19 protein-coding genes and 1 rRNA gene are annotated in these 23,153 nt (G+C 49.9%); 9 read left to right on the top strand and 11 right to left on the bottom strand.

Annotated elements, in window-relative coordinates; all coding sequences use genetic code 11:
• Window positions 1-106: ribosomal RNA gene (locus tag LCH85_14125) — 16S ribosomal RNA — on the bottom strand; the annotation flags it as partial.
• Between the two features lie 535 nt (window positions 107-641).
• Window positions 642-1,652: an MBL fold metallo-hydrolase gene (locus LCH85_14120; GenBank protein ID MCA0353125.1), complete on the bottom strand. Its 1,011-nt coding sequence runs from the start codon at window positions 1,650-1,652 to the stop codon at window positions 642-644.
• Window positions 1,653-1,807: 155 nt separating this feature from the next.
• Here LCH85_14120 and LCH85_14115 point away from each other — a divergent pair, with 155 nt between their 5' ends.
• On the top strand, window positions 1,808-3,037 hold the full coding sequence (locus LCH85_14115) for a hypothetical protein (GenBank protein MCA0353124.1): 1,230 nt from the start codon (window positions 1,808-1,810) through the stop codon (window positions 3,035-3,037).
• A gap of 214 nt (window positions 3,038-3,251) precedes the next feature.
• The gene (locus LCH85_14110) at window positions 3,252-3,545 is read left to right on the top strand and encodes a hypothetical protein (protein ID MCA0353123.1); all 294 of its coding nucleotides are present in this window, start codon (window positions 3,252-3,254) and stop codon (window positions 3,543-3,545) included.
• 300 nt (window positions 3,546-3,845) lie between these two features.
• Here the strand turns inward: LCH85_14110 and LCH85_14105 are convergent, their stop codons facing one another.
• The 5 genes from LCH85_14105 to LCH85_14085 form a co-directional block, all read right to left on the bottom strand.
• A complete protein-coding gene (locus LCH85_14105) occupies window positions 3,846-4,211 on the bottom strand; it encodes a hypothetical protein (GenBank protein MCA0353122.1) in 366 nt (121 codons plus the stop codon).
• A gap of 270 nt (window positions 4,212-4,481) precedes the next feature.
• Window positions 4,482-4,847, bottom strand: a complete 366-nt coding sequence (locus tag LCH85_14100) for a hypothetical protein (protein ID MCA0353121.1) — start codon at window positions 4,845-4,847, stop codon at window positions 4,482-4,484.
• A gap of 125 nt (window positions 4,848-4,972) precedes the next feature.
• Window positions 4,973-5,764, bottom strand: coding sequence for an ABC transporter permease (locus LCH85_14095; GenBank protein ID MCA0353120.1), 792 nt, complete (start codon window positions 5,762-5,764; stop codon window positions 4,973-4,975).
• A gap of 67 nt (window positions 5,765-5,831) precedes the next feature.
• Window positions 5,832-7,034: a molybdate ABC transporter substrate-binding protein gene (gene modA, locus LCH85_14090; GenBank protein MCA0353119.1), complete on the bottom strand. Its 1,203-nt coding sequence runs from the start codon at window positions 7,032-7,034 to the stop codon at window positions 5,832-5,834.
• A 255-nt stretch (window positions 7,035-7,289) separates the two neighbouring features.
• A complete protein-coding gene (locus LCH85_14085; GenBank protein ID MCA0353118.1) occupies window positions 7,290-8,297 on the bottom strand; it encodes an alpha/beta fold hydrolase in 1,008 nt (335 codons plus the stop codon).
• Window positions 8,298-8,472: 175 nt separating this feature from the next.
• Between LCH85_14085 and LCH85_14080 the strand changes: the two genes are divergently transcribed.
• The 3 genes from LCH85_14080 to LCH85_14070 all read left to right on the top strand — a co-directional run bounded on the left by LCH85_14080 (window position 8,473) and on the right by LCH85_14070 (window position 10,693).
• The gene (locus LCH85_14080) at window positions 8,473-8,892 is read left to right on the top strand and encodes an Rrf2 family transcriptional regulator (GenBank protein ID MCA0353117.1); all 420 of its coding nucleotides are present in this window, start codon (window positions 8,473-8,475) and stop codon (window positions 8,890-8,892) included.
• A 115-nt stretch (window positions 8,893-9,007) separates the two neighbouring features.
• Window positions 9,008-10,027 (top strand): NAD-dependent epimerase/dehydratase family protein, encoded by a 1,020-nt coding sequence (locus LCH85_14075; GenBank protein ID MCA0353116.1) that lies wholly within the window; start codon window positions 9,008-9,010, stop codon window positions 10,025-10,027.
• Window positions 10,028-10,192: 165 nt separating this feature from the next.
• The gene (locus LCH85_14070; protein ID MCA0353115.1) at window positions 10,193-10,693 is read left to right on the top strand and encodes a hypothetical protein; all 501 of its coding nucleotides are present in this window, start codon (window positions 10,193-10,195) and stop codon (window positions 10,691-10,693) included.
• A 167-nt stretch (window positions 10,694-10,860) separates the two neighbouring features.
• On the opposite strand, the gene LCH85_14065 is transcribed toward LCH85_14070, so the two are convergent.
• Window positions 10,861-11,889 carry a fumarylacetoacetate hydrolase family protein gene (locus LCH85_14065; protein MCA0353114.1) on the bottom strand — a complete coding sequence of 343 codons (1,029 nt, stop codon included), beginning with the start codon at window positions 11,887-11,889 and terminating at the stop codon, window positions 10,861-10,863.
• 83 nt (window positions 11,890-11,972) lie between these two features.
• Window positions 11,973-13,094 carry a PLP-dependent transferase gene (locus tag LCH85_14060; GenBank protein ID MCA0353113.1) on the bottom strand — a complete coding sequence of 374 codons (1,122 nt, stop codon included), beginning with the start codon at window positions 13,092-13,094 and terminating at the stop codon, window positions 11,973-11,975.
• A 137-nt stretch (window positions 13,095-13,231) separates the two neighbouring features.
• Here LCH85_14060 and LCH85_14055 point away from each other — a divergent pair, with 137 nt between their 5' ends.
• Together LCH85_14055 and LCH85_14050 are read left to right on the top strand one after the other, a co-directional pair.
• Entirely contained in the window at window positions 13,232-13,774 is a 543-nt protein-coding gene (locus tag LCH85_14055; protein ID MCA0353112.1) for a PadR family transcriptional regulator, read from the top strand.
• Window positions 13,767-14,573, top strand: coding sequence for an alpha/beta hydrolase (locus tag LCH85_14050; protein ID MCA0353111.1), 807 nt, complete (start codon window positions 13,767-13,769; stop codon window positions 14,571-14,573). The genes LCH85_14055 and LCH85_14050 overlap by 8 nt, the downstream gene beginning before the upstream one ends.
• Here LCH85_14050 and LCH85_14045 read toward each other — a convergent pair.
• The gene (locus LCH85_14045; GenBank protein MCA0353110.1) at window positions 14,570-17,125 is read right to left on the bottom strand and encodes a hypothetical protein; all 2,556 of its coding nucleotides are present in this window, start codon (window positions 17,123-17,125) and stop codon (window positions 14,570-14,572) included. The genes LCH85_14050 and LCH85_14045 overlap by 4 nt on opposite strands.
• Before the next feature lie 200 nt (window positions 17,126-17,325).
• Between LCH85_14045 and LCH85_14040 the strand changes: the two genes are divergently transcribed.
• Entirely contained in the window at window positions 17,326-17,949 is a 624-nt protein-coding gene (locus tag LCH85_14040; GenBank protein MCA0353109.1) for a hypothetical protein, read from the top strand.
• 63 nt (window positions 17,950-18,012) lie between these two features.
• On the opposite strand, the gene LCH85_14035 is transcribed toward LCH85_14040, so the two are convergent.
• On the bottom strand, window positions 18,013-21,183 hold the full coding sequence (locus LCH85_14035) for a substrate-binding domain-containing protein (protein ID MCA0353108.1): 3,171 nt from the start codon (window positions 21,181-21,183) through the stop codon (window positions 18,013-18,015).
• A 185-nt stretch (window positions 21,184-21,368) separates the two neighbouring features.
• Between LCH85_14035 and LCH85_14030 the strand changes: the two genes are divergently transcribed.
• The gene (locus LCH85_14030) at window positions 21,369-23,102 is read left to right on the top strand and encodes a carbohydrate-binding protein (protein MCA0353107.1); all 1,734 of its coding nucleotides are present in this window, start codon (window positions 21,369-21,371) and stop codon (window positions 23,100-23,102) included.
• Window positions 23,103-23,153: the final 51 nt, after the last annotated feature.

The raw sequence follows: 23,153 nt of genomic DNA, 5'->3' as shown, positions 1-23,153 counted from the left end.
CGTGTTCCTCAGCCGTGCGCCACTCATTCCGAAGAATGCGTTCGACTTGCATGCATTAGGCACGCCGCCAGCGTTCGTCCTGAGCCAGGATCAAACTCGCCGACAAATCGCCGAAGCGATTGCGTGTTCTCCTTGATTAATGAGCCGGAGAACGGTGGCTCTGCTTGGTAGAATCCCTACCGAAGCGATTGACGGTGACAAAAAAACAAAAACTATGATGCATGGAATGTGCTGCGGACGCAGCACCCATCAGTTGGAAAGGTGCGATTTTGGCGATAAAAAATCCGCTGATGTCAGAAGAGCATCGGAGCGGAGCAATTCGTCAAATGTGTGATGTTGAGCAAACATCGTGCTGTGAAATGTTTCAGTTCGTTTCGACAGCTTGCGTAGTATAGCAGCATTCTTGAACCGTGTCAAATTGCACAAGCCTGAACCATCAAGGGCTACAATGCACCACGCAGGGGAGTCGAAACCGCGAAGATCGCAAAGGCCGCGAAGCACTGTTGTTCATCCCTCATCCCTCATCCCTCATCCCTCATCCCTCATCCTTCATCTTTCATCCCTCATCCCTCATCCCTCATCCTTCATCCTTCATCCTTCTTTCGTACTTCGCGCCACTGCTTCAAAACTGCCCGTCATGATTAGCCCCGCCACCATTCAGTTAAATCTTTTGGCTGGCTTGGCTCAACTGGTTGGCCTAGTTGCGGGGTCAGAATATTGATTGAGCTAGCTTGGGCAGCCTTCAACAAACGCTCAATTGGCTCATCCCAAGCATGCAGCGAAAGACAATATGCGCCCCAATGTACTGGCAACATGGTGCGAGCTTGCAATATTTCGGCGGCTTGCAAAGCCTCTTCGGGTTGCATATGCACGCCTGGCCAAGCAACATCATATTGAGCCATTTCGAGCGTCGCCAACTCAAAGGGGCCATAACGTTGGCCAATATCCTGAAATCCTGCGAACATGCCACTATCGCAGCCAACATAAATCCGTGAGTTTTGGCTCATTACTACCCACGAAGCCCAAAGCGTGCTATTGCGCTTAAGGCCACGCCCTGAGAAATGTTGGGCTGGCACAGCGGCAATTGTCAACCCAAATTCAGCCAAATGCAGTTCTTCCCACCAATCTAGTTCGTGAATTCGGCTGCTCGCGATGCCCCAACGCTCAAGGTGATCGCCAACACCCAAAGCGGTAACAAAAGGCATTGAGCCACGCGCTAGCCAGCGAATCGTTTGCTTATCGAGATGATCGTAATGGTCGTGCGAAAGTAACACTAAATCAATTGCTGGCAGCTGCTCCAGCGCAATCGGCGCAGTTTGAAAACGCTGCGGCCCGATGCCCTGCACTGGCGATAAATGCTTAGCCCACACCGGATCTGTCAAGATCGTGATGCCAGCAAACTCAATTAATAAGGTGGAATGCCCAAGCCACGTCACGCGTAAACCCGAAGCTGGTGGGGTTTGGTGAAAGCTTTGGCCAGGCCATGCACTTGGCAAAGGCTTGTTTGGCCGACGTTGTTCTTTGCCAAAAAACTGGCGGCGCAAGGTCGAGACCATCGAATTGGCTTGGAGCATGGCGGTTGGATACAAATTTTGAAATTGGTTATTGCGATAGTAGGGTGATGCAAGAATGCGTTGTTGGCGGCTGCGCATGGGCGTTCCTCATACAGAGAATTTGTTGCTGAAATCAGCATAGCACGTTGTAGAACCAAGAATTTCGCGGAATGATGAATAAGTTGTGATCAAGCGTTAACGCCTAGCCTTTGGGGTACAATAAAGCTAGATTTGTGTTGTGAGGATGCTTGATTATGCCTATTTTTGAACCCATTGGCCTAGCCTATATTGAGCTAGCGTTTCGGATTAGCCAGCATATCGATGGCTATGTTGATGCTTATTGTGGCCCAAATTATCTCCGTGACCAAGTTGTAGATAGTGCGATTTGGCCAACCAACCAGCTGGTGCAGGCGGCTGAACAATTGCTAGAGCAAATTGAAACCAGCGATTTGCCAATTCGTCGCCGCACGTATTTGCGCAAACAGGTCACTGGTATGGCGACCACCTGTCGTCAGTTGGCTGGCGAACGCTTTGATTATCGTGAGGAAGTACGACGCTGCTTTGATATCGAGCCAGCCATGATCGATGAAACGGTGTTCGATGAGGCAATCGACGAACTCGATAGTTTATTGCCAGGCCAAGGCGATGTGCTCGAACGCACGCAAATCTGGCGACGGCAATTTGAGATCAACGGCGAACAAGCTCAACCCTTGTTACAATTGATCGAAACGGAATTGCGCAGCCGCACGCTGGGGTTATATCCCTTGCCTGCTAGCGAAAAAGTCGATTTCCGCTTGGTCAATAATCAGCCTTGGAGTGGCTATAACTGGTATTATGGCAATTATCATTCAGCTGTTGATATCAATACCGATTTGCCGATTGCCCTCAATAGCCTGACAAACCTAGTTGCTCACGAGGCCTACCCAGGCCATCACACCGAGCATTGCATCAAAGAACGTGATTTATATGCAGGTCGGGGCTGGGCTGAGCATTCGATCTTTTTGCTGAATACGCCTGAATGTGTGATGGCTGAGGGCATCGCCAATAGTGCGGTGGGTGTCTTGTTTAGTCCTAAAGAATTAGTCGAGTGGCAAGCCCAAACCCTCTATCCCAAAGTCGGTATCACTGGCGACCCAGCCCAAGAACTACGCATTAACACGGCGCTCAAGGCTTTGGCGGGTGTGGCTGGCAATGCCGCTTTGCTGTTGCACGCCGAAAGTCGGCCTGCTGACGAGGTTGTTGATTATTTGGTGCGCTATGGTTTGACCAGCGAAGAACGAGCGCAGCAACGTTTACGCTTTATTAGCTCACCATTGTGGCGAGCCTATATTTTCAGTTATTTCTATGGCGAGCAATTGATTAGCCGTTGGTTTGAGCGTGGCGATAAAATTGAGCGCTTTGGCACCTTGCTGAGTGAGCAAATTTATCCATCGCTGCTTGAGCAATGGGTCATCGAGCAAGCCAATCAATGTTATAAAGGCTAGGTTCAGTTTGCTCAATTGCGGTGAGCCTTAGCATGTGCAGGTGGCGGCGCGGCTGCTGGCGGTGGCCGTGCCCCAAGAAGTCACCGAACAGCGCCATCGGCAACGTGGATGATGCTCATGATCACTGCCCATTTTGGCACAGGATAATTGATTTTTCGCCTAACAGCGCTATACTGTTGCCAGCAATTAATTTGATCAATAACAAGGAGCACCTATGCGTGATTTTTGGCAACGAGTGCAAGCCTTGGCTGGCCAAACCTTGGCTACCACAGCCCAACGCCGATTATTTAGCATTTTAAGTGTCGATACAGATGAGCTTTGGTTGGAGCCGCATAGTACGCGCAAAAAACGTTGGTTGCGGCGCAAAGATTTTGAGGTGTTGTTGCAAAGTGAGGTTGATCTTAAGCGCTTAACGCGGGCCGACATTGCTGAGCATATGCCCAATGCACGTTTCAATACCGCTTATGTCTACACAATTTTGGCCCATTTGGGAATAATTGATGATTAATGGGCATCACGGCAAGATCGTGATGTAAAGGGATGCCCATACCAACCTCAACTGATGTTACGAGGCATCGCTGCTGCAATAAAAGCGGCCAACCCTGGCTACGCTTGCACCGCTGCTATCGGTAACAACTAGGTTAACTCGTGCCGTTCGGCCAAGCGTGCAGCTGCTCAAAACATAGTGACCACCATTTTGCCCGATATCGGCGTTGAGCGCAGGCGACCAACTATAGCTGTAGGAACCGATTCCACCACTTACATAGGCATCACAGGCAAAAGAACCACGGTTATACTGAATACCATATTAGGACTCATTCCCATCACAAGCTAGGTAGCCAAACTCCGCCGACTTGCGAACTCCACGAGCATCAGTCACAGTTACCTGAACCAAGTACGATACATCAATCTCGCAATAACCATAAATAGAATAGCCATTATTTTCCACAATTCCAGCATTGCGGATCGACCAACTATAGAGATAGAGACCGGTTCCACCATTGGCATATGCACCACAGGTAAACGAGCCATGGTTATCGAAGATTCCATCGTTTGAACAATTGATCACCACCGTTAAGGGCTTGGGGGCAGCAGCGGTCGGAGTCAAAGGGGCCAAGGCTAAAGCACAGGTCGCTATCAATAAACCAATTGCCCGTCGTGACGTTTTAAACATTGCCAATCCTTCCAAAAATACAGCTATACATACTAACTATGTACGTAGACCTCTATTGTGCTGAATATATTGGCTTTGTCAAAAGATAATCTATTAAATGTCTATTAATAAATATTAACTTTATTAACGTAATCGTTTGCTCAATCAGCGGGTCAAAGGCGTAATAGAAGATCAAATCGGCAATATTTTGGAGGTTGTTGCTACTAAAAAACTGGGCATCGCGCGGGAGATCGCGAAGAGGAAGGGATGCCCATGACCAATTAGCCGAACTTACGAGGCGACCTTGCGGCAGACCACGCGCCCAATTTTGCTGACGCTGGCTCCGCTGCTATCAGTAACCACAACGTTCACTCGAGCACTTTGGTTAATCGCACAGCTCCCGTAAATATAGCTACCCCAGTTTTCCAGAATCGTAGCATTTTGCACCGCCGACCAGCTATAGCTATAATCGCCAGTTCCACCGCTGGCAAACGCATCGCACGAGAATGAGCCTTGGTTATTACGCATACCTAGATTTTCGCAAAAAACACTTACATCCAAGGCGTTGGGCGCTGCTACGGTGGGAGTCAAGGGAGCCAAAGCCAAAGCACAGGTTGCCGCCAACAAACCGAGCATCCGTCGTGAAGCTTTAATCATCGTCGATCCTTTCGCTTACAATACTACGCAGCAAACGGCTACGTAGAACACGATTGTGCTTGATTTGACGGTTGGGATCAATAAGAGTTGCATGAGAAATTGCTGATGTCCAGATTAAAATAATCTTAGCGTAAACGTTGCGCCAATAGCCCTTTAACCAAACCTAAAATGCCAAAGGAAACTACCAGTAGCAGCATAGCCAAAATTAATGCCACATTTAAATCTTGCTCAAAGCCTTGGTAAATAGCCAAAGGCATGGTTTGGGTGCGACCCACGAAATTGCCAGCAAAAATGATCGTGGCCCCAAATTCACCCAAAGCGCGTGCCCAAGTCATAACTGCACCGCTCACCACGCCTGCCCAAGCCAGCGGAATGCTGATAAACCAAAAGATTTGGCGCGAATTCGCCCCATCAAGCGCCGCTGCATCCTCTAAATCGTGATCGATCGTGGCAAAAGCTGCGGCGGCGGCTTTAATATAAAAGGGTGAGGCCACGAAAACTTGGGCTAAAACCACCGCCGCCGTGGTAAATGGTAACTCGATCTCGATCAGGCGGAGATATTGGCCGAGCAAACCGCGCCGCCCAAACGCCATCAACAGGGCAATCCCGGCAACCGAGGGCGGCAAAATCATCGGTAGATCAATCAAGGTATCAAGCAGGGTTTGGCCACGAAAGCGCGGTCGAGAAAGCAGGATTGCGATCGGTGTCCCGAAAATGAGCGTGATCAGCATGCTACTGCTGGTGGTAAGCAGGCTCAGGCTGAGGGCTTCGCGCACGGCTGGTTTAGCAAACGTACTAGCCAATGCCTCAATTGGAACCCGCAACGCTAACGCAATTAAGGGGATCAGTAGAAAACCAAGCAATGGCAAACTACTCAGCATCAACCAAAACGAGCGACGAAAACGATTGTTTCCCATGGACCACCTATAAAAACAGGATAGGCTTTCATCCTATCCTGTTGCTGGATCTGCGCAAATTATAGGTTCATTCTACCGTAATTTTGACGATGTTTTTAAGCTCTCTGGCAGTCTGGTTGCTCGGAATAATACTGGTAAAACTGCCATCAGCTTCGACAGCAATAATTGCCCGTGGGTCGGCAGTGAGGTCGGCAATTGCTAGCACCGTTTGGCTGCCATCGCTACTGAGCAAGCTAAATGTTCGAGCATTGCCCTTAGGTTGAATTTGGATCAACAATTGACCAAAGCCCAAACCACGATAGCTTTGACCATTGAATTCAACTTGTTGTTGCTCATAGTTCTTGATCAGTTCGGCGGTTAGGGTCAGTGGTGTCGTCAAATTGCCAGCAATCAATAGTTGATAAGGAGATAATGCTGAAGGATCGGTGATGGTGATGAAGCCATACTGTGCCAAAATCTGTTGGCCTGCGGAAGTTAACACAAAATCAGCAAAGGCTTGGGCAAGTGGTGGATTGGCACTATTTTGGGTGATTGCAATCGGATAGGTGGCGATCGTATTCAACTGATCGAGAATTGCCAACGTGCCAATGCTGCCATCAGTAACCGAAGCAGCATCGGTGCTATAGACAATGCCTGCATCGGCCTCGCCCAACGAAACTTTGCTCAAAACAGCCTTGACATTATTTTCATACGAAACAACATTCAACAAGACAGTTGGGCTATAGCTTGTACCAAATTCGGGCAAAGCTGAGGCTTTCGCCAAAAAATCTAGGGCATAATTGCCAACTGGCACACTTGCGCTGGCCAATACCAATTTCAGTTTAGGCTTGGCTAAATCTTGAAGGCTTTGAATTTGGGCCGGGTTGGCTTGGGGATAAATCACGATTAAACGATTACGGGCAAAAGGTTGACGCATTGAAGCATCAATCATGCCAGCATCAACCGCAACCTGCATCTGTTTAGAATTGGCTGAAGCAAAAACATCAGCAGGTGCACCCTGGGTAATCTGAGTTGCCAGCTGATCCGAGCCAGCAAAATTGAAATTGATTTTGGTATTAGGATGGGTTGTCTGAAATGCGTTACCAATCTCAGTGAATGCGCCAGTTAATGAGGCGGCAGCAAATACATTTATCTCACCACTGAGGGTTGGCGCAGGGTTAGCGGCCCTAGTTGGGTCAGCGGGAGTAGTTGGTACGCTGGTATTTGTGGCCCCACAAGCCAACAAACTTAAGCTCAACATGATTAACCCGATTCGGCGAATCTGCTTCATACTGATAATCCTTTAATCCACACCAAACACTGTTTGGCTTGTTTTCCAGCGTCTAGCATACCACTTTATCAGGGATGAAGGATGAAGGATGAAATTCAACCACGAAGAACGCGATGTATCTGATGATTCAATTAGCAATCGGCTTGTGGCGCTAGGCTATCGGAACATGACGTGGTGTTTCAAACAATCCAAATAGCCCATAGCCCTTCAGCCTCATCCTTCGCGTGCTTCGTGTCCTTCGTGGATCAAAAAACTCTATTCACCAAGCCGATGTTGCTGCATAAATTCCCAAGCTGCGTCGGCAGCATAAAAATCGCGGTTATGCGGGTTTTGGCGTTCTTTCAAGCGTGATGGCTGGTCGAGGCTGGGCCAACTATGCCCGCCACCATCAATCCGATAGAAGCTAACAAGGTTATCTTGGTAGCTACTGATCGTCACCGTGCTATGATCATCAGGGTTAACATCAGGCAAATGGCTAATGCTGGGCGAGTTGGTAAGGCTCAACATATCGAGCCACATTTGGATAGTCGCCTCGGCGGAAAGCACTTGGCCTTGCTGGCTATCGCCTGGAATATCAATTAACCCACCAGCATAGGGCATAATTGGGTCGGCAGTGCCCGCCAACAGCATCAACGGGGCAGGCGTGCCCAACACTTTACACTGGCTATTTTGGGCCATATACCCCGCGCTACCAACCACCGCCGCAATCCGATCAGGCAATTCGAGCGCTAGTCGTAGCGACATCATCGAGCCATTGGAGTGGCCTGTAGCATAAACCCGCGTCTGATCGATTGCATAGCGTTGAGCAAAATGGTCAATCAACTTGCTGATAAATTGCACATCATCGCTGGTTGAAGGATTATCCCAATCGCTGCGACAATCGTTCCAGCGTCGATTCATGCCATCAGGATAGGCCACAATAAAGCCATGTTGGTCGGCGAGGGTATTCCAACGTTCTTGGGTGGTTAATGTCATGGCCGAATTGCCAAGCCCACCGCCGCCATGCAACATAAAAACCAATGGCGCTCCGGCTGGGTCAAGCTTTGCTGGCAGATAATAGATAAAGCTGCGGGTTTCGTCAGCGACCAGCAATTCGGCTTCGTGTAGTGTGCCTTTGGGCAGGCCAAGGCTCTCTGGCTCAGCAGCTTGGCTGGTTAGGTTCGGGGAAACGGCGGCAGCTTGGCGATTGGCTCGGCTGCAACTAAACAAGCTAAGACTTACCCCAAGCAAGCCTAGAAAATAGCACACGCGCTGGATTTGCATTGATCAACCTCCTAGTTAAAAGAACGAGCTTGATCGTAGCAAAGGCAACGCTATTTCAGCATCACCCAATTAGGCGATTGGCGATCATCCTTGGTCGTTAATGCTCTAAAATTCATGCTTGACAAACGTTGAACTAAATATACAATATATCTAGTATAAATTATTGACGAGCGTTATGAGCTATTCACTGGCGTTTTCACAGGCAATTGCCATCAGCCTCTACATCACCTATAAAATCGAGGAGCAAATCTACGATTTTGTGCCAACCCATGAAATCGCCGATTTTTTAGGCATTGCCAAACCCAGTGTGGTCAAGGTTGTGCAATCGCTGACCAATGCCGGCTTAATTGAAACCCGCGAGGGAGCGAAAGGCGGTGTGCGCTTAACGCGTAACAGTCAAGTAATCAATCTCTTGGATATTTTTAATGCGATTGAGCAAGCCAAGCCCTTGTTTCGGCTGAATATTCACCCAACCGAGCCAAAAATCGAGGCGCTAGCCGCTCGTCAACGTATGGTCGCTAGCCTGCAACGCGCCGAAGCTGCCATGAAACAAGAGTTGCAAGCGGTTACCTTGGCCGATCTTTATAGCGGTTGATTTTTTTAGAATAAACTATCTATTCTTAGGATATAGTTTATTCTATTGCATTAGTCTCTTTTTTTATCTAAAACTAGATAAACTATTTGTCTAGTTTATCCTGAAAGGAATAATCATGAGCAAGCGCGTGTTGGTTACTGGAGCGAATGGCCATTTAGGCTCGGTTTTAGCCCAAATGTTGGTTGAACGTGGGGTTGATGTGCGGGCCAGCGTGCGCAATCGCAGCCAAATCAAGCCGCAACTGGCCTACGAGCAAGTGTATGCCGATTTGATGGATATGGATTCGCTGCAACAAGCCTTGGTTGGAGTTGATACACTCTATCAAGTAGCAGCGGTATTCAAGCATTGGTCGCGCAATCCACAACGCGAGATCATTCAACCAAATGTTGAGGGCACGCGCAATATTCTGCGAGCAGCGGCGCAGGCTGGGGTCAAACGGGTGGTATATGTCAGTTCAATCGCGGCAGTTGATAAAAATAATCCTCAGCGCCAAATCCCAGCAGATGAAACAACTTGGAATCAATATACCTATGGCAATCCGTATTATCAATCGAAAATCGCCTCGGAACAGTTGGCGTGGAAGTTGGCTAAGGAATATGGCTTGGAGATGGTGGCAGGCTTGCCAGGCACGATCATCGGCGATCCCAATGGCCGTACTACACCATCGTTAGGGATTTTGGAGTTGGTATTGAGCAATAAAATGCCGCTAGATATCAATATGGATTTTAATTTTGTCGATGTGGCTGATGTCGCCGAAGGGCTGATCGCTGCTGAACGCCAAGGTCGGGCAGGCGAACGCTATATTTTGGCGAATGATCAATCGTTACCATTACGACGAATCTTTGAAATCGCCCAAGAGTTCAATCCCAAAATCAAAGTGCCAATGCGGGTATCGAAAGGCATTACCAATGTCGCAGCTGGCATGATGGAGTTGGTGGCGAATGTCACAGGCCGCGAACCAATGATTTTGCGCAGCCAAGTTGGGCTATATTGCGGCGTAGAACAACGTTTGTCGATTGCCAAAGCCAAACGTGAGTTGGGCTACAATCCATTGCCTGCGGTCGAGGCAGTGCGCAAAACGTTCCAGGTTCTGGCTCAGCAAGCTCCGAAGCAGGTTGCCTTGGGCCAAGCCTAGCCTGCGATCAGCGTGGTGGCAGTCGAAGCTACTGCCACCACGGATCAAGTTTAACGGGGATCACGCTATCTTCATGATGACGCTGGTATCCTTGCATCTCCATGACTTCAGCATCACAGTTATAATCAATACCATGACACAACGCACATAAAGCGGAGGTAGTTGATGTATAACGTGCCATCCACGAAATCCTCGTTCGTTCTCCGTCGCTATCCGCGGCGTGTCCTCACTGGTCTTGGTAGCAGAAGCGGTCTTGCTGGCGGCAGCTGCGGCGGCTTCATCTATGGCCTCGCTGCAGGACTGTTGTCGCTGCGCTATGAATCGCCAGCGACGCTGGAGCCATCGGCGATCGTAGGGGTGCCGATCTGCGCGTTGATTCCAGGTTTGATGGTTGGATCTGGCTTAGGCTGGCTCTACGCTTGGCTGTTCTATCGTTTCTGCCCATCGGTGACCAAACGCCGCCTCATCATAAGTGGAAGCCTCGGTGGTCTGCTGTTCGGAATCGGATTGTTCATGCCACTCATTGGGATACTCGAGTTTTATGCAACGATCCCCGCAGCATCGATAGGCGGGCTGAGCGGCGGAATAGTGACCGCCGTGCTGTTTTGGCGACGACTTCAGACTCTTGTAGCGATGCAACCAGATTCCCCACAGATCAAACTCTAATCAGCAGGAACCTCCTTTCGGATCGCGATCTATCAAAGCCATCTGAGTTTTTGATCAATGTGTATCATCCTAAGTCAACTAGGTAGGTTACCCATATCAATCATTCCGGTTGGTAGCTCAGTTTTATTGTTTGGATGGCCATGGCTAAGTCTGCACATAGCGAGTAATTAGCTATCGCGATCAACAATTGTGTTGCGCAAGATGCCAATGCGTTCGATTTCGAGTTCGACCACATCGCCGACCTCAAGCCATGGCCCTTCGCCATGAGTTGTTTCGAGCAAACAGCCAGTGCCAACCGTGCCAGAGCCAATAATTTCGCCTGGCAGCAAGGTAACATCGCGTGAAGCATGGGCAATCAATTCGCCGAGCGTATAGTAAATATCGGCAAATGAGGCACGACCACGCTCTTCACCATTAACCCGCACGACCATCGCCAAATCGTAACGCCCATCACCCAGCGCTTTATCCTCAATTTCGTCAAGTGTGATCAGAGCTGGCCCGAATGAGGTGGCAAAATCTTTGCCCTTGGCTGGACCCAAGCCAACGCTCATCTCACGAGCCTGAATATCGCGAGCCGACCAATCATTCATCACCATCAAGCCAGCAATATAATATTCAGCTTCAGCTGGCTCAATATCGCGGCATGGCCTGCCGATCACTGCTGCAATTTCCAACTCATAATCAAGTTGGCTGGTGCGCGGCATCATCAGATCGCTATCTGGACCAAGCACGGTGGTAGGATTACCAAAGTAAAACACTGGCATATCGTACCACGTGCTAGGCACGGAGCGACCATGCTGAGCGCGAATTTCACGCACATGTTGCTCGAAGGCGTAAAAATCGCGAATGGTTGGTGGCTGAGGGATTGGCGCTAACAACCGCACGCTATCGGGCGGATAAATCACGGTTTCACCGCCCAACGAGAGCATGCTATTAATCGCATCGGGATCATCCCACTCGATCCCATCGCCGCCACCACCAAGCAAATCAACCACCGCCGAAACAATTTGAACTGCGGCATCAATGCCATAGCCATCGGATTCGTGTTGCAACATACTCATCAGCGACCAATCATGGGGTAAATCTTCGAAAACTAAACCTGCTGCTGCTTGCAGATCGATGATTCCCATTGGCAACCAAGCCCCAGCCCGTGCCTCGGAGCCTTCGCCATAGCGTCGAAATGAAACAAATTTCATAAATCCTACCTTTATCAAAAAATCAAAGACCCTGCTCCATTTCAGTAGAAGCAGGGCTGAGAATAAGAGGTCACATTTACTGATTAAAGCGAGCTAGCGGCGATAGCTGTTGATAGATCATGCCACAGATCGTCGGCATCCTCAATCCCAACACTCAAACGCAACAATGCTGGTGGTAGATGCTCCTGCCCAGGAATCGCCGCCCGCCGTTCCATGGTCGATTCAACAGCCCCAAGGCTAGTGGCATGATGAATCAATTTAACCTGCTGACACACACGATCAGCAGCCACAGCGCCACCCAACACATCAAACGAAATAATTGTACCAAAACCCTTGAGTACCCGTTGAGCTACAGCATAGGTTGGGTGCGATCGAAGCCCAGGGTAGCGCACGCGCATAATCTGCGGATGGGCCTCAAGTCGCTCGGCCAGCAGCATGGCAGTTTGTTGTGCTCGTTGCAAACGCACGGCCAAGGTGCGTGCGCCGCGTACCGCCAAATAGGCTTCAAGTGTGCCTGGGGTTGCGCCAGTTAACTCACGCGATTTCTTGAGCGCATGCCAAAGCGCCGCATCGTTGGTCGTCGCTACGCCAGCCAATAAATCCGAGTGGCCGCCAATAAATTTCGTCGCCGATTGAATTGCGACGGTTGCGCCAAACGCCAGTGGTTGCTGATTTAACGGTGTGGCAAAAGTATTATCAACCCCCACAATCGCGCTGGGTTTACGTGGCGCAGCACAAATCAGCTCTAGATCGGCCACGGTCAGCAATGGATTCGATGGCGATTCAAGCCAAATCAGGTCGGCATCGGCACAGGCTCGCACCCAAGCTTCAGGATCATCGACCGCTACGCGCTGGACAGACCAACGCCCACGCTGTTGGCCAGCAGCAGCAAGGCCAGCAACGCCTTGATAACAATCATCGGGCAAGACAACCTGTGAGCCAACCGCCAGTTGATCAAAAACTGCGGCAATCGCGGCCATGCCCGAAGCAAATGCCAAGGCCTCGCCACCCTCTAAGCCACCAACCACCGCCTCAAGCGCTTCCCAGGTTGGCGTGCCATCATCACGCGAATATTCACGGCCACTGCCAATGATAAAGTTCGATGCCGGAACCAAGGGCACATTCAATGGATCACCTGGCTGCGAACCGCGCCCCGCTGAAACCAACCATGATTCTGGTTTGATGCTGGCTGAATTTTGGCCCATTGTTCAATACCTCGCAAACTACGAAAATTTTTCAGCCCGAGCATGATCATAGCAAATCAGCGCAAGCACTTCAAATTGCAAGGCTTGACAATCGCTCAATCTATATTACTATTAGATATATAACGCAAGGATATATTATGGAACATGTAATTCTAGGGTTGTTGATGCTCAGGCAACGCAGCATCTACGAGATCAAGAAAATTCTTGAGGAGACGATCTCGTTGTTTTATAGCGCCAGCTTTGGCAGCATCAACAGCGCGATTGAAAAATTGGTGGCAAAACAAGCAGTGACGGTACAGGAGCAGGTTGAGGGTGGGCGATTCAAAAAAATTTATAGCATCACGCCAATCGGCCAAACGTTGTTTGAGCAATGGCTGGCGAGCGCAATTCCCCAAGAGAAGGTCAAAGATCCAGCCTTGACCCGTTTGTTTTTTATGGGCTTTCTCGCCCCAAGCGAGCAAATTCGGCTGTTGCGTGAACATATTGGGAGTGTGCAAGTGGTCCATGCCCAACTCAACAGCTTGTTGCGTGAGCGCGAGCAAATCAATGTAGCAGCTGAACAACAAGCGCTCGCTGATTTCCAATGGCTAACCTTGGAGTATGGCGTAGCCTACTACAGTTTCAATATTAATTGGTATCAACAACTGCTAAAAAAACTTGAGGAATCAGGCAATGAATAATCAATTAAGCGCTAAAACGATTAATTTACACGATTTTAATTTGCACTACTACACTGTAGGCAACCCCAACAACCCAGCTTTAATCTTAATTCACCCAGCGTTTGGCGATCATCAATGCTTTGCTCAGCAGATTGATAGCTTTGCCAAACTTCATTATGTCATCTTAATCGATTTACCTGGCCATGGTCGTTCGCAACCAAGCAAAGCCTTGATTGGCATCGAACGCACGCCTGAATATTTGGCCGCCATCTTACAAAACGAAAACCAAGCGCAAGCTCATGTTTTGGGCGTTTCGCTTGGCTCATTGATCGCCCAAGAATTCGCCTATCGTTATCAGCATTTGGTGGCTAGTGTAACGGTTGTGGGTGGCTACAGTATTTTTGGCGATCAACGGGCGGTGATGCGGGCACAACGCAAAGAAATGCTCAAATGGATGTTCATGGTGCTGTTTTCAATCGAGCGGTTTCGGCGCTATGTGGCAAGAATCAGTGTGTTCTATCCAGCTGGGCAGGAATTATTTTATCAACGCATGCAGTTTTTTTCGCGCTCATCATTTCGCCTAATGAGCAAGTTGAATCAAATTATGCATCCAAACGAAGTAGCACCCCAACAAAAACTCTTGGTTTTGGTGGGCGAGCACGATCAGCCAATTGCCTTGCAAGCAGCCCGCGAATGGAAACAACAGCAACCAACAATCGGCTACCATGTGCTACCAAACGCGGGGCATTGCGCCAATATGGATAATCCAACGCTTTTCAATCAATTGGTACTTGATTTTCTGGATCAATCAACCAATTAGCGCATCGCCCACGGCAAATAAACCCGAAACTGATGGATTGAGGTGGTCGTGGGCAAGGCGGTCTCAGTTGGTACAACCGTGTTGGTATAAGTCGCTGTTGGTGTTGCGGTATTCGTCGCTGTCAGCGTAGCTGTCAGCGTTGGTATTACGGTATTCGTTGCCGTTGGAATGTCGGTCGGCGTAGCTGTTGGCGTTTTGGTATCCGTTGCCGTTGCCGTATTCGTCGCCGTTGGCATATCGGTTGGTGTTTCAGTTGCCGTATTTGTTGGAATATCAGTTGGTGTTTCAGTTGCCATATTCGTTGGCGTATTTGTTGCCGTCGGAATGTCGGTTACCGTATTCGTCGCTGTCGGCGTATCTGTCAGCGTTGGTGTTGCGGTATTCGTCGCCGTTACTGTATTCGTTGCCGTTGGAATGTCGGTTGGAATTTCAGTCGGCGTATTTGTCGCCGTTGGAATGTCGGTTGGTGTTTCAGTTGCCATTGGAATTTCAGTTGGCGTTTCAGTTGGCGTGGCTGTATTCGTTGCCGTTGGAATTTCAGTCGGCGTAGCCGTATTTGTCGGCGTTTCGGTTGGCGTGGCTGTATTCGTTGCCGTTGGAATTTCAGTCAGCGTTTCAGTCGGCGTGGCCGTTGCAGGAATTTGGGTCGCAGCCAAGCCAGGATTATAGACCTCGAAAATTCGCGATTGGCTGCTGCTGGCTTGAGTTCCGCCAGCCGGCACATAGATTCGCCCGCCAACCAAGATTGGGGCATGACCTTGACGGGCGGTTGGCATTGGGGCAACGCTGCGCCAACTCTTGGTCAACGGGTTGTACACATCAACTCGATTGCTCACACCTGCCTGATCAGCTCCGCCCAGCAGATAGAACTCACCTTTATACCAAATTGCTTGACCCAGATCGGCACGAGCTTGGGGTAATGGCGGAATCGTTAGGTCGCTGGCGCTGCTCGTCCACGTTTGGGTTAGTGGATCATAGATTTGCAGATCGTTGCTGGCAGCACCAGTTGAGCCACTCGCCCGCCCGCCAAACAGATAGAAAAAGCGGCCATCTGTGCCGCCAGCAGCACCATTACGAGCTAAAGGCATGTTTGGCAAATTGGCCCAAGTGTTGGCGGTTGGATCATAAGTGGCATGATAATTTGAGGTATTGCCGCTGACAATTCCGCCTGCAACATAGATTTTGCCATCAATTAATGCTGAGCTAGCCGCCATTGTCGCAAATGGCATGACCGTGCCTTGCGACCAACTATTGCTAGAAGGTTGGTAAATTTGCACTTTGCCTGCGCTTGTGCCAGCCCCACCAAACAAATAGAGCCGCTGATTCCAGACTTGGGCGCTATGACTATGGGTTTTATAGGGGCGTTGGGCCAAGCCAGCATTCCACGAATTCGCCCCAAGATCAAAGGCAGTGGTTGCCCCATTGCTCTCGCCAACCAGATACATTTTATTGCCGATAACCCCGCCAGAGGCCTCGCCCAGTGAAATTGGCAAGGTTCGCGCTAATTCCCAGTGATTTTCAAGCTGGCCGATCCACATTTCGGGATTGGGCACATAGCCACCAGTCGTTACCAAAATTTTGTTGCCATAGGCTGCGGCAACTGGAGTTTTGCGCACCCCAGGAATCGAGGTTAATTTCATCCAAACATCATCATTGGGATCGTATAGCATCACATCGGCAGAAGCCAAGCCATAATCGCCACCATTAACCGAGCCGCCCACGACCATAATTCGGCCATCGACTTCAAACACCGACGAGGTAATATGCCCGCGACCTTTGGGCAAATCGGCGACTCGTGTCCAAGTGTCAGTGCTGGGGTCATAACGATTTACTTCAACTTGAGCCGCTGTTGATTCGGCAGCTAAATATTGGCCGCCAATTGCATAGACATAGCCATTCAGCGTCGCCGCTCCAAGGTGATTGCGGGCATTGGGCATGGGCGCGGCAGTACGCCAAACTTGAGTATCCAAATTCAGCACAAAATGTTTGTTGCTATCCCATTCTTCGAGGTGCAAATTACGTCGATGCGCTCCACCAAAAAAGTGAATTTCACGGCCAAGTTTGGTTGCCCCAGCAGCGCCGCGATCTTCGGGCAAATCGGGGCCACGGCTCCAAGCATTGGTCAGCGTGTTATAGACCCACACATGATCAGTGCTGCCACCAGGCGAATTGCCAATATAGCCACCCAATACATAAATCAAATGGCCATCGGCAACCACAGGGGCATGCGTCATCGCTTCGGGAATATTAGCGCAGATTCGCCATTGATTAGTGGTGATGTTGTAGACAAAAACTGTATCAGTAGCCTCAACTTGGTTGGTATAAAAACCGCCAATCACATACAAACTATCACCAACAACCGCCCCGCCAGCCTCAAATCGCGCCAACGGAATCGGCTGAAACGTATTCCAATTAAACATATTAGTGGTTGTAGTAATAGCAGGAGTGGGGGATTCAAGTGGAATTTGGGCTTGAGTTGGTTTCAACCAGGCTAGAGCGACCAAACTAAGCACGACCAACAACACCGACCAACGAACCGCAATCAAACGCATAATTTCCCTGTTACAAGCAGCAGCTATCGGCAGCAATTGCCGCCAATACACAAACTGGATATAGCCAAAACGTCCGGCGCAGGCTATTATACAAACATAGTCAAGAGTAAAGAGCCAACAAGTTTCACATTTATTCACAGTGCTGCAACAACTGTGAAACCTTTGTCGTCCAACCCATGCCAAAACCATAGGAGGAAGTTATGCAACCATATACCGAGCATGATACCGAACGCGCTCGCCAAATTGAGGCCGCTCAAGCCAATTATCCAATCTATCCAACCAATCAACAAACGCCAAGCAATAAACTGTTGCAACAACTAACAACCCAGCGCGATTCACGCGGAATCGCCGCGATTGCGCTGATTGTGTTTGGGGTTTTATGGTTTTTAGCGCGGGCAATGGGTGGCGATAGCATTGCACTTAATTTTGGGATCGATACCGACGCATTTATCCCAAGCATGATTTTATTTACGATTGCCAGCTGTTTCTTCTTCTTTGCCTTCGCTAAGCGGCTGTTTGGGCTCTTCATCCCCGCCAGCATTCTGACTGGGCTGGCCGTGGGAATTCCCTTCGCCAACCTGACCAATGGTATGTCGGTGGTGTGGGGGTTGGCCTTGGGCTTCGGGGCAATTGGCTTGCTGGGTAAGCCAATGTTTGGCACAAACAGCTTTTGGGGCTTTATTCCAGCTTCAATTTTGTTTGTGGTCGGAACGATCATCGGAATTGCTAGCTTGCCAGGTCTGCTAAGTATTGGTATGGTATGGGTGCCGATAATGCTAATCGGGGCAGGTCTATACCTTGGGTGGGGCCGCAACCGGATCTAGTCAGACTCGGCAGTATTGAACAACCACGGAGCCAATTCCTCGGCTTCGTGGTTTTTTTGCGGCCTAGCTTGGCTCAGCCACTGGGTTGCGCCGAAATGCCGAGGGCGAGCTGCCAGCAATTTTTTGAAAAACATGGCTAAAATGAGCGCTATCGCTAAAACCTGTGGCCAAAGCAATCGCGGTAATGCTCGTATCGGTGGTTTGCAATAGCTCTTTGGCCCGCGTAACCCGATAGCGGTTAAGATAGGCCATCGGAGTTACGCCAACTTGCGTCCGAAAACAACGGGTCAAATGGCGCTCACTAACCCCAACATACCGTGCCAAATCTTCACGAGTCAATGGCTCAGCATAATTGGCATGAATCCAAGCCATAGCTTTGCGCACCATCCGCCGAGTTTCATAACTGCTTTGTGGATGTTGCGACAGTGCTTCTTCAACATAGGCCTGAATTTCGTGAGCGTTAAACATGCCCTTGACCAACACAGTTGTAACGCTCTGGCTCAGCCGAATCATGGCTGGTTCGGTCAACATCTGGGCCGAAAGCACGATCACTGGCAGTTGGCGCAACGATTCCTTAGAGCGCATCACGTCAAGCACTGCAAAGCCATCAAGTTCCGGCATCATCAAATCAAGAATCACGAGATCAAGCGCAAGCTGCTGCATTAAGACCAAGGCTTCTTGGCCACTCTGGGCCGGAATAATTCGATCAGCTGGCAAACGGCTTTGCAACATTCGCACATGCAAATCCAAAACTAAGGCTTCATCATCAACCACCAAAATCTGGCGCGGCAGATTGTTGGTTTCAGTTTCAGGCAAGCCAAAGGCTGCTAATTCACTTGATTGCGGTACATTTAGGTTGGCAGGTGCTAAAATTGGCAGGGTAAAAAAGAAATCCGAACCAACCCCCAATGTCGAATTCAGACCAATCGTGCCGCCATGGCCTTCAACCAGTCGCTTGGCGATTGCCAAACCTAAGCCTAAACCACCACTATGACCATGATCCAAGCGCCGAAATTCATCGAAAATCAAACCTTGGTCAGCCTCGGCAATCCCCAACCCAGTATCGCTGACCGTGGTGATAATCGTTGAATCAGCGACTTGTATCTGTAAGCGAACCGTGCCACGCAGGGTAAATTTCACGGCATTGCTAATTAAATTGAGGGCAATTTGAGCTAAACGAGTTTGATCACCCCACACTTGCGGGAGCTCTGTTGGGATGTCGGCCTGCCAATTCAGCCCTTTGGAATGGGCTAATTGCTCGCCAGAAAGCCGCACCACCTCAAACACTGCTTGTAAATCAACAGGTTTATGCTCCAAACGTAATTGACCATAATCGCTACTGGCAAGATCCAATACATCGCGCAGCAAACGCCCCAAGTGCTGCGAACTCAAGTGAATCCGCTCAAGATCGCTGAGCGATTGAACGGGATTAGGTTGTTCTTGGGCAAGCAACATCTCGCTTAACCCAACAATTAATGTCAATGGTGTACATAATTCATGGCTAACCATCGATAAAAAACGACTTTTAAGCCGATTAGCCTCTTGGGCCTGTTGATATAAACGAGCACTGCGCAAGGCCGAAGCCAATTGCATCACCACCGCAGCACAAGCCCCCAACGAGTTGGTTTCAAAGGCCACAAAGCCATTGCTGCTGTCGGGGATAATTAATGGCAAAAGGGTTAATTGGCGAGGCTCAGCGTTTAGCAACTGAGTTGGCGGAAATTGGCGACTAGCAAAGTGATAATTCAAGCTTAAACCGCCATTGGCTAGGCTACCACCGCGACACCATGCCACCGGATCGCCCGCCCTTGGCTCGTAAAAATTGATATGGGTAGCACTGATGCCCAAACGGGGCAGCCATTCAGCCAAAATTTGATAGATCTGCGCCTCAGTGGTGGCGGTCGTCAGTTGGGTCGTCATCATACCAAGCGTATCAGCAGCATGAATTTGTTGAACTAAACCGCGCACTCCATCACGCCGCAACCGTTCGCTCAACCGCAATTGACAGCGCCGCAAGATTGAGTGCGCCAAATCGCGTTGGGTTTGGCTGAAATCGGCAGATTGTTCGACGGCTACTTCAAGCTGATCAAGCGCAGTTTGCCACGCATCCCAATCATTCTCACGCTGGTCAAGCTCATGCAACAGTTCATCGAGTGCGAGCCAAAATGATTGTTCGTTGTGGGCAGTCAAACTTCCCCACAACGCCTCAATTAATTGCGCGGCATAACGCTGAATTTCGTTGGTTGTCAGCTGCATGGTCATGGTAAGGAGGGTTTGGCTAAATTGTCCAACTACTTGGGCTTGGGTTATTGATTCAAGCTCCGTTTGTTGCAAACGCTTAATCGAGCCACAACCACAGGAGTCACGCACCACCAACCGTGCCGGAAACAACTCAAGTTCATGCGCATCAGTTTGGCCATGAATCTGCTCAAGCAGCCATTCCAAAGCCCGATAGCCCATTTCAAAAATTGGCTGGCGAATCGTGGTCAAGGGTGGCATTTGTGCTCGCGCAATCAATTGATCATCAAAACCAATCAAGGCCACATCGTTAGGAACCTGCAAACCCGCCCGTTGCAACGCCGCCAAGGCTCCAATCGCCATAGCATCATTGCTAGCCAGCACTGCACTAAATGAAACTCCCGCTTGCAAAATGCGCTGCATCGCCAACTCACCACCCAATTGGGTAAAGTCGCCTTCGGCAATCAAACGTGGATCGAGCACCAAGCCATGCTGCTGATGATAGTGCTCGAAGGCCCGCAAACGTTCCTCGCCATCACTTGGCACATCAAGTTTGCCTTGCAACAAGGCAATTTGGCGATGACCATGTTCGAGCAAATGCTCAAGCGCCTGAATCACCCCGCTTGCGCCATCGATCGCCAAGGTACGCCCCAAGCCACCGCGCGAAACACAGACGGTTGGATGGCCACTAGCAGTCAAATCGGCCCAAAATTCGGGCTGCTCATTCAGCATCGTCCCCGGAAAAATAATCAAACCAGCGGTATTCCACGGCCCAACCGGAATAAAATCCATACTCGCAGCTAAGCCAGGCCAAGCCGGACGTGGCACATAGGGCATACGATTAATCCCACATGCCATCAGCAAATTGCAACGATAGTCGCGGGCAGCAGCGGCGATCCCTTGGTAGGCAGGCGCAAGATAACTATGCGGCAACGAGCCATCATACATCTGCCAGCCGGCCAAAACCCCAATTGTTGGATGGTGGGTACGCTGCATTGCCTGCCTCCACTGCGAGGATGTTCCAAATTGCCAAATCACTGTCTTTTTTACACAAGCCTAAATCGTTGATTTATTTAATAATAGATTAAGAATTTGCTGGTAATCAGGAAGTGGAAATCAGCAAATTGGCTCATTGATAGAGGCATTATAGCAAAGTCGCTTATTCCAGAAAGGAAATCAGCATGAGGCCCAATCATCTTCGCACCGTCGCTGCTGTTGTTGTCCTTTTGGCAATGATTGCCCTAAACCTGAACGTCTACCCCACCTATGCGGCGGTCGGTGGCCGCAATCTCCCCGCCAACGGCAAAATCTTGTTTTTTATGGGGCAAGATAGCACAACCCTAACCGATTATAAAAACCAAGTGATCAATGGCGGTTTTGGCGCACCCCAACCAGGCGGCGTGACGCTCTACACCAATTTGTTGCTTGGCGGCGATCCACCAGCCATGGCCGGAATGTATGGTTCGGCCAATTGGGGCGCAGGCGAGGTAAATTTCGATACCACCCTGAGCCAATATCCCAATGCAGCTTTGGCGATTGGCTTGTATCTCTCGGATAGCTCGACTGGCTGTAATAACCAACCATTGCGGGCAATTATGGGCCGCAACGATGCCGATGTAACCGCTGGCAATCCTAGCCTGATCAACCAATATCGTGCCAAAGTTGATGAGTTGATCAACAAACTCAAAAGCTACAATCGTCAAGTCTTTTTGCGCATCGGCTACGAATACGATGGCCCATGGAATTGCTATAGCGCCGACTTCTACAAAGAGGCTTTTCGTTATATCAAAGGCCGGATCGATGCCTTGGGCGCAACCCAAGTTGCTACGGTTTGGCAATCAGCAGCCTGGCCGCTGAACGAACATCCTGATCATCCTGAATGGAATTATATTGTGACCACCAACGATCACTTTGATGTCTGGTATCCAGGTGATGCCTATGTCGATTGGGTCGGGATGTCGGCCTTCTACAACAGCGGCTCGGTTGGCACCCAATGGTCATGTCAAGCCACGAGCATCGCTCCGGTCGAATTGCAAAATCGTATTTTGAACTTTGCCCGCGCCCGTAGCAAGCCCGTGATGATCGCCGAAGCTTCGCCCCAAGGCTATTCCACCAGCCTCTTGACCAAAAATTGTTTGTTTGCCAATGCGCCAACTGGCACGAACGCGAGCGAAATTTGGTCACAATGGTATGCGCCATTCTTTGCCTATATCCAAGCCAACAGCGATGTGATTCGCGCAGTTGCCTACATTAACACCAACTGGGAAAGCCAAACCCTGTGGAAATGTGTCGGCCAACCTGGCGGCACTGGCTGTCCCAACGGCTATTGGGGCGATTCACGAATCCAAGCCCAAGCCAGCATTCGCACCAATTTTATCAATGAACTCAAAAAATCGATCTATGTTAATGGCACTGGCTCGCCACAACCAACTGCCACGCCAAATCAACCACAACCAACTGCGACACCTAATCAACCACAACCAACCGCAACCCAACCAGCAGGCGGGCGTGATGCTTATGCCCGCATCGAAGCCGAAAGCTTCAATAGCCAAAGTGGCTTGCAAATCGTTAGCTCAGGAGTCGCCAGTGCTGGAGCCAAAGTTGGCTATTCCAACAATGGCGATTGGATTAAGCTCAGCGGCGTAAATTTTGGTAGCTCACGCCCGCAACTCGTCAGCTTGCGCTATAGCTCACCACGCAGCGTCGCCTATGTGCTTGAAGTGCGCCTCGATAGCCCAACTGGCCCATTATTAGCCAGCCCAGGCATGAACGGCACAGGCGGCTGGGATGCCTTCCAAACCATCAATTTCAATGTCAGCAACGGGCCAACTGGCACCCGCGATGTCTATGTGGTTTGGAAGGCCAATGACACTGGCTCTATCGCTGACCTCGACTGGATCACATTCACCCGCTAAAAAGCTTAATTCTTAGGGTGGTAGCCAACCTACCACCCTTTTTTGCAAAGG

The organism is Chloroflexota bacterium, assembly GCA_020161265.1.
In the GTDB taxonomy this organism is placed as follows: domain Bacteria; phylum Chloroflexota; class Chloroflexia; order Chloroflexales; family Herpetosiphonaceae; genus Herpetosiphon.
The sequence above is the reverse complement of the archived record's forward strand: the minus strand, read 5'-3'. Positions and strand labels throughout refer to the sequence as shown.

Coding starts and splice junctions, on each gene's coding strand:
- LCH85_14030 (MCA0353107.1), top strand. CDS start 21,369: ATGAGGCCCAATCATCTTCGCACCGTCGCTGCTGTTGTTGTCCTTTTG.
- LCH85_14080 (MCA0353117.1), top strand. CDS start 8,473: ATGAGCTATTCACTGGCGTTTTCACAGGCAATTGCCATCAGCCTCTAC.
- LCH85_14085 (MCA0353118.1), bottom strand. CDS start 8,297: ATGCAAATCCAGCGCGTGTGCTATTTTCTAGGCTTGCTTGGGGTAAGT.
- LCH85_14050 (MCA0353111.1), top strand. CDS start 13,767: ATGAATAATCAATTAAGCGCTAAAACGATTAATTTACACGATTTTAAT.
- LCH85_14055 (MCA0353112.1), top strand. CDS start 13,232: ATGGAACATGTAATTCTAGGGTTGTTGATGCTCAGGCAACGCAGCATC.
- LCH85_14100 (MCA0353121.1), bottom strand. CDS start 4,847: ATGATTAAAGCTTCACGACGGATGCTCGGTTTGTTGGCGGCAACCTGT.
- LCH85_14060 (MCA0353113.1), bottom strand. CDS start 13,094: ATGGGCCAAAATTCAGCCAGCATCAAACCAGAATCATGGTTGGTTTCA.
- LCH85_14095 (MCA0353120.1), bottom strand. CDS start 5,764: ATGGGAAACAATCGTTTTCGTCGCTCGTTTTGGTTGATGCTGAGTAGT.
- LCH85_14070 (MCA0353115.1), top strand. CDS start 10,193: ATGTATAACGTGCCATCCACGAAATCCTCGTTCGTTCTCCGTCGCTAT.
- LCH85_14075 (MCA0353116.1), top strand. CDS start 9,008: ATGAGCAAGCGCGTGTTGGTTACTGGAGCGAATGGCCATTTAGGCTCG.
- LCH85_14045 (MCA0353110.1), bottom strand. CDS start 17,125: ATGCGTTTGATTGCGGTTCGTTGGTCGGTGTTGTTGGTCGTGCTTAGT.
- LCH85_14115 (MCA0353124.1), top strand. CDS start 1,808: ATGCCTATTTTTGAACCCATTGGCCTAGCCTATATTGAGCTAGCGTTT.
- LCH85_14065 (MCA0353114.1), bottom strand. CDS start 11,889: ATGAAATTTGTTTCATTTCGACGCTATGGCGAAGGCTCCGAGGCACGG.
- LCH85_14105 (MCA0353122.1), bottom strand. CDS start 4,211: ATGTTTAAAACGTCACGACGGGCAATTGGTTTATTGATAGCGACCTGT.
- LCH85_14110 (MCA0353123.1), top strand. CDS start 3,252: ATGCGTGATTTTTGGCAACGAGTGCAAGCCTTGGCTGGCCAAACCTTG.
- LCH85_14040 (MCA0353109.1), top strand. CDS start 17,326: ATGCAACCATATACCGAGCATGATACCGAACGCGCTCGCCAAATTGAG.
- modA (MCA0353119.1), bottom strand. CDS start 7,034: ATGAAGCAGATTCGCCGAATCGGGTTAATCATGTTGAGCTTAAGTTTG.
- LCH85_14035 (MCA0353108.1), bottom strand. CDS start 21,183: ATGCAGCGTACCCACCATCCAACAATTGGGGTTTTGGCCGGCTGGCAG.
- LCH85_14120 (MCA0353125.1), bottom strand. CDS start 1,652: ATGCGCAGCCGCCAACAACGCATTCTTGCATCACCCTACTATCGCAAT.